Annotated in this window: 6 protein-coding genes, 1 tRNA gene and 1 pseudogene; 5 read left to right on the top strand and 3 right to left on the bottom strand. The window is 56.6% G+C overall.

From position 1 onward, the window contains the following. Positions 1–14: 14 nt before the first annotated feature. The 3 genes from CTT34_RS03505 to CTT34_RS03495 all read right to left on the bottom strand — a co-directional run bounded on the left by CTT34_RS03505 (position 15) and on the right by CTT34_RS03495 (position 7,105). Positions 15–371 (bottom strand): RidA family protein, encoded by a 357-nt coding sequence (locus tag CTT34_RS03505; RefSeq protein WP_054641705.1) that lies wholly within the window; start codon positions 369–371, stop codon positions 15–17. 192 nt (positions 372–563) lie between these two features. Beyond that, entirely contained in the window at positions 564–6,737 is a 6,174-nt protein-coding gene (locus CTT34_RS03500) for a calcium-binding protein (RefSeq protein WP_159341201.1), read from the bottom strand. A 281-nt stretch (positions 6,738–7,018) separates the two neighbouring features. Continuing rightward, positions 7,019–7,105: transfer RNA gene (locus CTT34_RS03495), tRNA-Leu, on the bottom strand. A 114-nt stretch (positions 7,106–7,219) separates the two neighbouring features. On the opposite strand from CTT34_RS03495, the gene queA reads away from it, so the two are divergent. The 5 genes and pseudogenes from queA (at position 7,220) to secF (ending at position 12,781) form a co-directional block, all read left to right on the top strand. After that, positions 7,220–8,251, top strand: a complete 1,032-nt coding sequence (gene queA / locus CTT34_RS03490; protein ID WP_159341200.1) for a tRNA preQ1(34) S-adenosylmethionine ribosyltransferase-isomerase QueA — start codon at positions 7,220–7,222, stop codon at positions 8,249–8,251. A 34-nt stretch (positions 8,252–8,285) separates the two neighbouring features. Further along, positions 8,286–9,412: pseudogene (tgt, locus tag CTT34_RS03485) on the top strand (tRNA guanosine(34) transglycosylase Tgt). A 78-nt stretch (positions 9,413–9,490) separates the two neighbouring features. Then, on the top strand, positions 9,491–9,817 hold the full coding sequence (yajC, locus tag CTT34_RS03480) for a preprotein translocase subunit YajC (protein ID WP_159341199.1): 327 nt from the start codon (positions 9,491–9,493) through the stop codon (positions 9,815–9,817). 134 nt (positions 9,818–9,951) lie between these two features. Then, a complete protein-coding gene (gene secD, locus CTT34_RS03475) occupies positions 9,952–11,805 on the top strand; it encodes a protein translocase subunit SecD (RefSeq protein WP_159341198.1) in 1,854 nt (617 codons plus the stop codon). 49 nt (positions 11,806–11,854) lie between these two features. After that, entirely contained in the window at positions 11,855–12,781 is a 927-nt protein-coding gene (gene secF / locus CTT34_RS03470) for a protein translocase subunit SecF (RefSeq protein ID WP_159341197.1), read from the top strand. Positions 12,782–12,821 lie beyond the last annotated feature (40 nt).

Below are 12,821 nucleotides of genomic sequence, written 5' to 3'. Positions count from 1 at the left end.
CGGTAACGCCTGGCTCAAGCGTCAGGCAGTGCGGCAATCACCATAATTTCTACTTTCCACTCGGGCTTGGCCAGCTTGGCTTCCAGCGCCGCGCGTACCGGCGGACGACCCGGCACCACCCAGGCTTCCCACACTTCGTTCATTTCCGCAAACTCCGCCATATCGGTCACCCACACCTGAGCAGAGATCAGGTGCTCTTTAGAGGTGCCCGCCTGCGCCAGCAGCTCATCAATGCGCGCCAACACCTGCTCGGTTTGGCCACGCATGCCCACCGTGGCGTCCGCAGGTACTTGGCCCGCAAGGTAAACCGTTCCATTATGAACAGCCACTTGGCTCATACGTGCATTGCTTTCGTGATAGGTCACGCCCATGGGGGTATCTCCAGCGAAGATGTGTATGTTATTGAGTCGATGTGCACTTAAGCACCGCATTTATACGATGCTTGGCGGGGTTGAACAATAGACATGGCGCGGCTGGGTGTTGTTAGGTATGGGAAATCGCGTGGAAGAACAGTAAAAACCCCAGGCTGCCTTACGGCGGCCTGGGGTTTGTTTAGTTACGCACTAGGTAATGATGGAGTAGTTGGTGTTCACTTCTTCGAAATTATTGAGATCTATATTTTCGAAGTTGGCTATCAACTGAGTGTCGAAACTTGTATCCGACTCCTCTACCCGGAATAGCTGGGCATCATCATTGATGTTGACCGTATCGCCATTGCCAGCTAATAGATAAACAACGTTTCCAGTGCCAAGCTCCAGATTAGCTAACCAGCTTGCCCCATCATTCACAAATTCTTCGGCACTGAAGACAACGAAAGCTTCATCAGCCCCTAGCACTTGAGCTGTATCGTAATTAGCAAAGCCTGAGCCATCACCACGGAGCGAGTTGAACTCATCGTTCGTTAATTCAACGATGAGCTGATCTCCGTCAGCGCCCGTGCTGAAGTCGATAATGGGGTCACCCAATGTTTCGCTACCATTCAGGGTGTAAGTGAGGCTGAAAGAAGGAGCAGGAGAGCCTGCTTCCACAACAAAATTAGCGCCCGATGCGTCAGATGCTTCTGCTGCATCCTGTTGGTCTTCAGGAGTCACCGTATCACCAGCAGCTACAACTACTCGATCAGCCTCAAGCAGGAAAGCATTGTCTGACTCTATACCCACTGCCCGATATTCTGCTATTGAGTCTTTAACGACCCAAGACATCAAGCTATCGACTGTCACTTCATCACGATTTTCAGCTCCTTCAATGAGGCGCTCTACAAGTTGATAAACACGCTTGGCATCGAAAGCGTTCAACTCGCCAATATTAAAGGGCTCCTCATCGATGAGGGTATAGTTATCAGCTAGGCCAAAGGCGGCAGGCAGGCGCTCCAGCGCTTCACCAAGGGTATAGCCAACCACCACGTTCCCTTGAATAAAGCTATCAAGCGCAAGCAGCGCTTCAAATTGTGAGATGGAAATTTCGCTGTCGCGTACACGCACTTCAGAAGCGTTAAGCACCCCATCGCCGTTTACAATGGATAACTCACCATTGTTGCTTACGACAAGATTCTCGACTAAATCCAACACTCGCCAGCTATAAGCGTCTTCCCTCGTTGGAGAGGTATTGGCTGCCGCAATCAGCGAATTCAGAGTTGCGTTAAGGGTATTGGCCCCATCGACTGAAAAAGTTTCGCTAAAGACCAGTTGATCACCGACGATATTGAAGTTCGCGACTTCACCCGCTAACTCTAGGAAAGCCTCTCTATTTTCATAGGCTTCTTCTGGTGTAAAGGTAACGGTGTCAATACCGCCTGTTTGAAGCGACTCCAGCAAAGTCACACTACCGTCTTCTACACTGACAAACTTCAGAAATTGTGCTGCGGTCAAGTCTGCATCTGTTAAATGTATCTGGTCTGCCAGCAAGACTGATTGAATGTTCGTGTCGATATTATTGACAGAGTCATTAATGCGCCACTGAACTAGCGCAGGAATACCGCCTTCCGGCACTACGGCTGCGTTATTGAAAAGATTAGCGATGCGCAGATACTGAGCTTCAGCTTCTGAAGCGGATACACCACGATTATCGTCACCAAAATATGTCTGAGGACTATCACTTCCTACAATCAGACCAAAGTTTTCTGCAAACCCCTGGCCTTCAACAAAGTCTAGACTGGTTGTTGGACCATAAAAAAAGTCCACTCGAACATTTGCCAAATCCTCTGGAGACAAGAGTTGGTTAAGACCCTCTAAATATTGATCAGCATATACGATGGACTCATCTGTCAAACGAATACCTGATACGTTCTCTAATATGCCTGAGGCGGGTTCACTGGATTGCTCTGCTAAAATATTCTCTGCACTGTCTTCAATGGTCCAACTATAAAGCCCATCTAGAGCTGTACCATCTAGCTGTGTATTACGGGCAGCACTGTCCGTATCACCCAGCAGAACATCGACGGCATTTCTATAGATCAAAGCATCTTCGATCGAGAGATTTTGAGCTTGGTAGTCCTGCTCAGCATCAATAATATAATTCGTCGCCAGCCCATTATTGTCTTCTAGATAAATCCCCACCGCTTCCTCAAGCGTATACGACTGAATCTCAAAGCCAGCGATTTGATCCAGAATGGCGTATTGCTCAAACGTAATAACCGCCGTGTCGTTTATTTCGACCAGCGTCGCGTCGCTGACGTAAGGGGGGTGCCGATTGCTGTTGCCGTTGTATGCATCGACAAGATTGGACGCACTATCCAAGATGCTCCACGCGTAGATATCGGTGACGAGCAAATCGTCGGTGCTTGCATCCACCAGCGCCTCGACGGCATCGTAATACTCTTCTGCCTGGGCAACATTGATCCCCACGCCCAAGGCATCATTAATATCGAACACGTCGCTAGTAAAGAAGAAGCGGTCGGCTAGATCGTCTGGAGCGGCAAAGGTGTTGTCAGTTTCGTCAAACACGTAGGCCAGCGTGTATTCGACCTCGTTATAATCAAAGCCATTGGCACCCAGCTCTACCACCAAGGCGTCGTACTCAGCGGCTAGAATGTTGCCATCTGCACCGCCATTGGCCGCAAGGATGCTGTCTGCGCCTTCAAGTACTTCCGGAATACCGCCTGTACTGCTCTCAATGACATCAAGAATATTGCTGGCAGAGTCGGTGATGCTCCAATTGTAAAAGGCTTCAAAATTGGCTGCGTCGCGATTGGTAGAGCCCTCAAGAATGCTCTTGACGGTCTCAATCTCTGTCAGCGCATTGGCAACACTCAATGCCCCGTTGGGATTTTCGTAGGGCGTGTTGCCTGTAATGGAGTAAAACTCACTGGGGGCAAGCACACCACCGGCCTCGGCACCCACGGCTGCTTCCAGGTTCGCATAGGTGACAGTGGTTCTGGCGGCACTGTCAGTTGCATCTAAGCGCAGCGTATTACCTAACAACTCCGACAGCTCTTCGTACTGAGCTTGCGTGATGGTGGTACCTGTCACCCGCACCGTTTCAGCATTCACAATGGCATCGTCGCCAAACGCATCATCATCGGCGTTGACGTTACTGATACCGTTGAGCAAGTTGCTAATGTTGTCTTCGATCTGCCATACCACGGCATCGCTTGCCAGCAAGGCCGTCTGGTTCTCTGCGCCTGCAATGATCGCGAAGTAGCTCTCTCCCTGGTCGACTGTCCATACGGCGTCGAACGATGTATCCAGATCAATCACGTAGCTGTCGACGAGTGGGCCATCGCCAGCATCGATGACGGAGATGGCGTTAGCCAGCGTGTACTCCACCAGCTCACCAAGGCGAACGTAGTTAAATTCAGCGGCACTCAGCGCTTCGAACTGCGCAATCGTAATGATGTCGTCATTGACTTTCACTGCATCCGCGCGGACGAGGTGGGGTACGTTACCCGCTTCTAAAATCGTGGAAGCGCTATCGACGACCGTCCAGTTGAACAACTCATCGGCGTCGGGCGTTTGGGTATTGTCTGCACCAGCAAGAATACTTTCGACATCTGCCAGCCTTGCAGAAGCTTCATCAACACTAATTTCGCCTGCTTCGTAGGGCACGGTGGTGTCGATTTCGTAGTTGGCAGCCAGCTCATCGGCATTGACGGCATCTTCCAGCGTGTAGCGAACGATGGTCGTGCCCAGCTCGAAGTTGTCCAACGTGTTGAGCTGGTCAAACTGAGCCGACGTGATCACGCGATTGCTCGCCGACACTTGATTCGCCTCGATCACATGCCCTTGATCCAGGTCGGCAATAATCGCACCAACGTCATCGCGAATGACCCACTCAAATAGCGTGAGCGGCGGCTGGTTGTTAGCGCCTTCCAATACCCTGATAACGTCGGCAAACTCGGTTTCTGCCTCGGCCACGGTGACCGTGCCTGCGTTCAGCACTGCCTGAAGGTCGATGATGTAATTGCTGGCGAGCGGATCGGCATCCAGCGCTTCGGCCAGGGTGTAATCCACCTCGGTCTCGCCAAGCACGAAATTCGCCAAGCCATTGAGCTGTACAAATTGAGCAGGCGTGATGAACGCTTCCGTCACGCTGATACTGTTGGCTTCGGCGATTTGCGGGCGCGCGGCGGGCGTTCCTAAAATCGTGTCGAGGCTATCGACGATGTTCCACTCTAACAACAGGTCACGAGAGAGGTTATCGCTGTCGGTGTTTTGGGCAAGATCCAGTAGTATGCGGGTGCTGTCGATCAGCTCGGCGGCTTCCCGCACGGTCAAATCACCGGCGGAGAAAGGGGTACTCGGGTTCAGCGTGTAGTTGGCGGGCATCACGTCGGTCGCTAACGCTTCTTCCAACGTGTAAGGCACGACCGTGTTGCCCAAATCAAAATTGTCGAGGGTATTAAGGTCAGCGAACTGATCTGGACGGATGGTGGCATTGGTCAGCGTCACGCTCTGCGCACCCACCACCTCCGGGCGACCTAAACCACCGCTCACCAACACGTCCTCGGCATCCGCACGCACCGACCATGTGTAGAGGTCAGCTAGCGCAATAGGCGCAGTGGCGACATCAAAATCTCCCGCCAGCACCGTTTCGACCAGCGCTAATTGGTTGCCTGCCGCCGTGAGCCCCAGCGTGCCAGCGGCAAAGGGCTGGTCGGGGTTGATCAAGTACTGAGCGGGCAGTTCATCGTTGGCCGCCAGCGCTACCGCCTGCTGTAGCGTGAAATAGGGCACTTCGGCGCGGGAGTCGATCGTTTCGGACAGTTCGCTGTTAGGGTCTTGGGCATCCTGCTGCGCATCACGCAGTGGGTTGTTGTTACCGTCACGGTAGGCGTCGACATTGAGGCCATCACTGGCATTATCGATGGCGTCCAGGGCCTGCTTGACCTGACCTGCAATGGACGGAAGCGACAGCGCATCGGCCATCTCTTGGTTGGTAAGCTCGCGGTCGGCGTCGCTGGCTTGGTTAAAGGCGCTCGCCAGGCGCGATAAGGCATCCGCGCTGCTGATGCCTGCCGTGGCCGTCATCGCTAACACGCTCGCCACTTTTACGCCCGCCACCAGCAGATCGACATTCGGCGAGGACTCTGCCAGCGGATCGGTCGTCGTTAGATCGATCCGCTGGTCGAGCCCTAACGACGTTTTGATGGCCGTTTGGGCGTCAGCGTCGTTCAGGCCAAATTGCTCGGAGAGCTGCACCATCAGCGTGGTCAGCGGTGTGATGACCGTCGCGTCTTCAGGGGCCCGTAGTACGCCGGTAAATGGTAGACCCGTAGCAATATCGACGCCGCCAGTCGCGGTCAAGATACCGCTGCCCTGCAGACCGCTAAAGAAGCCATCGTCATTGGTGGTGACTTGGTTCGAATTTACGGCCCGGGTGACGGTCGCGCCAGAGATATAGCCATCGACCACATAGCCGCTAATAGTGGCCGGGCCAGCATCACCACCGCCACCGCCGCCTCCACCGCCTGCAGCGGCAGCCCCCACGGCAATGGCACCACCCCCTATATAGAGCCAAGGCGGAATGTCACCAAACGAGCTGACCGGCTCGCTGCTACTACTGCTTGCGGTGCTAGGGAAGCTGCTGGTGCTTGAGGTATCGGTGGCGAAAGAGGCGCTGGGCACAAACAACAAACTGCCGAAATCCTCGCCACTGGCGATGCCTTGCTGCAGAGCATTGCTAGGGCTGATCAGGAATAAATCGCCTTGCTGCACCAGCGCGCCGCGCTCAATGACCATTTGCGTGCCGTCGGCACGGGTGACCATCACGTTGCCGTCGGGCAGTCGCTCCCAGGTTTGCACGTCGGGAAGTTGGCTCAGCGGTACCAATAGGCCACTGTCGTTGCCCAATAGCTCCATGAGGGAGTCGACATCGACCACCACTCGCCCGTTTTCCAAGGCCACATCGGCGGCTGCAATATCAATGCGCTGGCCGCTGTTCATGATGAGGGTCAGGCTGCCGTTGGGCTGGCGAATCACTTCTGCCACGCCTTGCAGATCATTGACGGCGACCATTTGATCCGCCAGGGCCTGTTGCGCCATCAGTGGCAGCACGAGGGTGGCGGCCATACCGCCCTGTTTCAGGGCTTTTTGATGTTTCGCCATCCAGCGGCGGACGAACGCCATGCGCTCTTGGGGATCAGCCGGTACGTCGATACGCACTACGTCGTCGCGCGTGTTGGCCAAGAAGTCCCAATCACGGTGAGACTCTTGGGCGCTGACCCTGACACCGTTGAGCAGGTGGCCACTCATAACGCCGGGTTGCGTTGACTTAAGCATATCGGCTGATGACTTCGCCATTGAGCACATCTCCACTGAAGGTTCGCAAGCGCGTTGCGCCAAACGTTTTTATGAAAGACAGGCGTTGGCCGCCTTAGCGCCCTCATCAATCGTGGATGACAAGAGGCGATTAGATAAATAGGTTCAAGTATTTCACAAAGAGGCAGGAAATAAACCCGTAAAAAGGCGGGGTAATGCAAGGCTTCGCAGGATTAAAGGCATCATCACGGGCAAAAACGTCCACCGACGTCAATGTTAGGCACAAAAAAAGGGCCTAGCGATAAACGCTAGGCCCTTGAATTTGGTGCCGGTGGCCAGACTCGAACTGGCACACCCGTAAAGGCGGCGGATTTTGAATCCGCTGCGTCTACCAATTCCGCCACACCGGCAATGGATGCGCATTATACGTAGATAACCCACTAGGTCAATCACATCGACTGACTTTATCCACCTAAAGCGCTATCCTAGGCGGCTTGTTTGACCACTGAAAAGAGCTTCTTCACATGCAGCGTGCGGATTTCCATTTCGAGCTACCCGATGAGCTAATTGCCCGCTATCCGTCCGAACAGCGCAGCGATTGCCGTTTACTGTGTGTGGATGGACAAAGCGGTGCGCTGGACCATCGCCGCTTTCCCGACCTGTTAGACCTGCTAGAACCGGGCGACCTGTTGGTGTTCAACGACACGCGAGTGATTCCCGCTCGCCTGCACGGCCACAAGGCCAGCGGCGGCAAGGTGGAAATGCTGCTGGAGCGTCCGCTGGATAGCCACCGAGGGCTGGCGCACATTCGTTCTAGCAAGTCGCCCAAGCCGGGCACCGAGCTGATTTTCGAAGGCGACATTCATGCCGTGGTGGAAGGCCGCCGCGATGCACTGTTCGAACTGCGCTTTTTAGGCGAGACGCCGATGATCGCGCTGCTGGAAAAGCACGGCCACATGCCGCTGCCCCCTTATATCACTCGGGAAGACGAGCTAAGTGACCGCGAGCGCTACCAAACCGTCTACGCTCGCCGGGACGGGGCCGTCGCAGCACCGACCGCGGGGCTGCACTTCGATCAGCCGCTGCTGGATGCTTTGGCCGAGAAAGGCATCAACAGTGCTTTCGTGACACTGCACGTCGGCGCAGGCACCTTCCAGCCGGTGCGGGTGGATAACATCCTCGAACACCACATGCACAGCGAGTGGATCGAGGTCACCGAGGCCACCTGCCAGCAAATTCGCGAGACGCAAGCCGCTGGCAAGCGCGTGATTGCCGTGGGGACGACGAGCGTTCGCTGCCTGGAGAGCGCCTGTATGAAGAGCAGCGATGGCCAGATTGCGCCCTTCAGCGGCGACACCGATATCTTCATTTATCCCGGTTACGAGTGGCGCTGCGTGGATGCACTGATCACCAACTTCCACTTGCCCGAATCCACCCTATTGATGCTGGTGTCGGCGTTCGCGGGCTATGAGCACATCATGCAGGCTTACCGTACGGCGGTCGAAGAGCGTTACGCCTTTTTTAGCTATGGCGACGCCATGCTGCTTACCCGCTAATTAACGAGTTATTGTGATGCGAAACGAATGTTTTATGCGCTTCGAGCGCCTAGCCGAAGATGGCCGCGCGCGCCGTGGCCGCCTGCACTTCCCCGTGGCACGGTGGAAACCCCTGCCTTTATGCCCGTAGGCACCTACGGTACGGTCAAGGGCATGACGCCCGAGTCGGTCAAAGAGATCGGCGCAGAGATCATTCTTGGCAATACCTTCCACCTTTGGCTGCGCCCCGGCACCGATGTGATCGAAGCCCACGGCGACTTGCACGACTTTGCCCAGTGGGATAAGCCAATCCTCACCGACTCCGGCGGCTTCCAAGTGTTCTCGCTGGGTGAAATGCGCAAAATCACCGAGCAGGGCGTGCATTTCCGCTCGCCGGTGGATGGCAGCAAAGTGTTCATGGGACCGGAAGAGTCCATGGCGGTGCAGCGCTCGCTGGGCTCTGACGTGGTGATGATCTTTGACGAGTGCACGCCCTACCCGGCCACGTTCGAAGAGGCCGAAAAATCCATGGAGCTGTCGCTGCGCTGGGCCAAGCGCTCCCGCGACGCCCATGGCGATTCGCCCTCGGCGCTGTTCGGCATTATTCAGGGTGGCATGCACCCTGAGCTGCGTGAGCGCTCGCTCAAGGGGCTACTTGAGATTGGTTTCGACGGTCTCGCCATCGGCGGCCTCTCCGTGGGCGAACCCAAAGAAGAGATGATCAAGGTGCTCGACTACCTGCCCACTTGGATGCCGGACGACACCCCGCGCTACCTCATGGGCGTGGGCAAGCCGGAAGATCTCGTCGAAGGCGTGCGTCGCGGTGTGGATATGTTCGACTGCGTGATGCCCACGCGTAACGCGCGTAACGGCCACCTGTTCACCTCCGAAGGCACCGTCAAGATTCGCAACGCCAAGCACCGCTTCGACACCCGCCCGCTGGATGAAGAGTGCGATTGCCATACCTGCCAGAACTTCTCCCGTGGCTACTTGCACCACTTGGATCGTTGCAACGAAATGCTGGGCTCCATGCTCAATACGATCCATAACTTACGCTACTACCAGCGGGTGATGGCTGATTTGCGCGCGGCAATCGAAGCGGGTACATTGACGACCTTTGTGGAAAGCTTCTATGCAAGGCGCGGCCTCCCGGTGCCACCCCTTGCGGGCGCTACTACCTAATCCCTTTATGGCCGCCCGTCGCTGCGGGTGGCGTAACTCACTCACCCATTGAGTGTTCTAACCCAGGAGTTCCCTGCAATGCTGGATTTCTTCATCTCACCAGCCCATGCCCAAGAAGCCGCTGCTGGCGGTGGCATCGCGCAAATCGTCATGCTGGTCGGTTTCGTGCTGATCTTCTACTTCCTGCTGTGGCGTCCGCAAGCCAAGCGCGCCAAGCAGCACAAGCAGCTGGTCTCTAGCCTTGCCAAGGGCGATGAAGTCGTCATCGGCGGCGGTCTGGTTGGCCGCGTGACCAAAGTCAGCGACGAGTTCCTGACACTGGAAGTCTCTGAAGGTACCGAAGTCAACGTGCAGAAAAACGCCGTGGCCGCCGTACTGCCTAAAGGCACCATTAAGTCCATCTAACGCTTGCACTCCCCCCTGCCGACCCAGTGCCAGCCACCCCGGCAGGGGTGACATGGTAGCGTCGATGGTGAACGTTGCTGTGCGCAGCCTGTCTGTGCACAGCGATTCCGTTTGTAATTGAAGGCAGGGCTTGCATGCTCAACCGTTACCCCCTGTGGAAGTATCTGCTGATACTGGTCGTCCTGGTGGTTGGCCTTATCTACTCGCTTCCCAATCTATTCCCCGCAGATCCCGCCATTCAGGTGAGCGATGCCCAAGGCGACGCGCTGGATGAACGGCAAATCACCCGCGTTGAAGAAGCGCTCAGCGAGCGCGACATCGCTGTCAAGGCCGTCGAAGAGACCAATGGCCAGTGGCTGATTCGCTTGCAAAGCGACGATGACCAGCTCGACGCGCGGGACATCGCCGCAGACGTGCTGGGTCCCAACGCGACCGTTGCACTCAACCTTGCCGATGCCACCCCTGGCTGGCTGCAAGCCTTTTCGGCCTCTCCGATGACGCTGGGCCTCGATTTACGCGGCGGCGTTCACTTCCTGCTGGAAGTGGATATGGACGCCGCGCTGACCCAGCGCCTCGAAGTGAACGCCAGCGCCATGCGCGAACTGCTGCGTAGTGAGCGTATTCGCTACCGCAACACCACCATCGACGAACGCTCGCTATCGATCGACTTCGCCAGCGCCGAAGACCGCGACGACGCCCGCCGCTTGATCAGCCGCGACTTCCCCAACTTCGAGTACACCAACGAAGGGGATGGCCGCGCTTCGAGCCTGGTCATGACGCTGAGCGATGTCACGGTCAACGAAATCCAGGACTACGCCATCAACCAGAACTTGACCACGCTGCGCAACCGCGTGAACGAGCTGGGCGTGGCCGAGCCCATGGTACAGCGCCAAGGGCCGAGCCAAATCGTGGTCGAGCTACCCGGCGTACAGGACACCGTGGCCGCCAAGCGGATCGTGGGCGCGACGGCCAACCTCGAGTTTCGTCTAGAAGCGCGCAACGATACGCCGGATGCCGAAACCGAACGCTTCGAGTTTCGTAACGACCCGGCCCGCTCAGCGGAGCTGATGCGGGATGTGATCATTACTGGTGACAGCGTCTCCAGCGCCAGCAACAGCTTCGACGAGAACGGTCGCCCCCAGGTCAACATCAACCTGGATGGCACCGGCGGTACGCTGATGAACCGCGCTACGCGCACCAACATTGGCCGCAACATGGCGGTGCTGTTCATCGAGCACAAGAGCGAAGATCGCATCGAGGTCGACCCTGAAACCGGCGAAGAGACCATCGTTCGGGATCCCTACACCGAACGCGGCTTGATTAGCCTAGCGACCATTCAGAGCGCACTGGGTAACAGCTTCCGGATTACTGGCCTCGACTCCCCTACCGAAGCCGCCGAGCTAGCGCTGCTGCTGCGTTCAGGCTCGCTCGCTGCGCCGATCTACTTCGTTCAGGAGCGTACCATCGGGCCCAGCCTGGGCGCTGAAAACATCGAACGCGGCCTGCTATCGGTTCAGATCGGCTTGCTGCTGGTCGTGCTGTTCATGCTGGTGCGTTACAAGGTGTTCGGCGTGTTTGCCAACATCGCGCTGGCGCTCAACTTGACACTGCTGGTGGCCGTGATGTCGATGCTGGGGGCGACGCTCACCCTGCCCGGCATTGCCGGTATCGTCCTGACGCTAGGCATGGCGGTGGACGCCAACGTGCTGATCTTCGAGCGGATACGTGAAGAGCTGCGCAACGGCATGTCGATTCAGCAGGCCATTTACGCGGGCTACGAGCGGGCGTTCACATCGATCGTGGATGCCAACATCACCACCCTGCTGGTGGCGGTGATTCTATTCTCGATTGGCACCGGGCCCGTGAAAGGCTTTGCCGTCACGCTATCGATCGGCATCCTGACGTCGATGTTCACTGCGCTGATGGTGACGCGTGCCATGGTCAATCTGGCCTATGGTGGCAAGCCCGTCAAAAAGCTGTGGATCTGATATCGATGAGATCACAACACGCGCTCAGCACAGAATTTAAGAGGTGGTCATGAAACCCCTATCCCAACTGCGCATCGACTTCATGGGGCGGCGCAACCTAGCGTTCATCGTCTCCGCCGTGATGTTGATCGTCTCGATTGGTGCCATCGTGTTCCAGCAGCTCAACCTGGGCTTGGACTTTACCGGCGGTACCCTGGTGGAAGTCCGCTACGGCGCCGCACCGTCTCTGGACGCCATTCGTCAACTGCTGGAAGACAGCGGCTTCCAAGATGTGTCGGTGCAAACCTTTGGCGCGTCGACCGAAGTCTTGATTCGCCTACAGCAAGCCTTCGACGGCGATGTGGGTAACGAAGTCGTCAATCTGCTGCGGGGCAACGGCGATAGCGTCAATCTGGTTCGCGCCGAGTTCGTGGGCGCCCAGGTAGGCGACCAGCTACGCGATCAGAGCGGCCTGGGGCTGCTCGTGGCCCTGGGCGTGGTCATGCTCTACGTGGCCTTCCGCTTTCAGTACAAGTTCGCCCTCGGCGCCCTGCTGGCTCTGCTGCACGATGTCATCATCGTGGTAGGCGTCTTCGCCGTGTTCCAGCTCGACTTCGACCTCACGGTACTGGCCGCGATCCTGGCAGTCATCGGCTACTCGCTGAACGACACCATCGTCGTGTATGACCGCATCCGCGAGACGATTCGCACGTCGCGTATCGACGATATGTCGCAAATCTTCAACGAAGCGATCAACGCCACGCTGTCGCGTACGCTGGCCACGTCAGGCACCACCGTGCTGGTGCTGCTGGCGCTGCTGCTGCTGGGCGGTGACATGATCGAAAACTTCGCCATCGCTCTGCTGGTAGGCATCGTGGTGGGCACGTTCTCGTCTATCTATATCTCCGGTGCCCTGCTGATTCCGCTGAAGCTCTCTCGGGAAGATCTCATTCCCGCTAAGAAAGAGGTGGATGAAGAGGAAGAAGAGCTGCCGTAAGCACTCAAAAGCAGCCAACGAAAAGGCCCTGCCGGGATTA

The sequence above is a fragment of the Halomonas meridiana genome (assembly GCF_009846525.1).
Taxonomy (GTDB): domain Bacteria; phylum Pseudomonadota; class Gammaproteobacteria; order Pseudomonadales; family Halomonadaceae; genus Vreelandella.
Note: the sequence above shows the minus strand (reverse complement) of the source record. Positions and strands in the feature narration are given on the sequence as shown.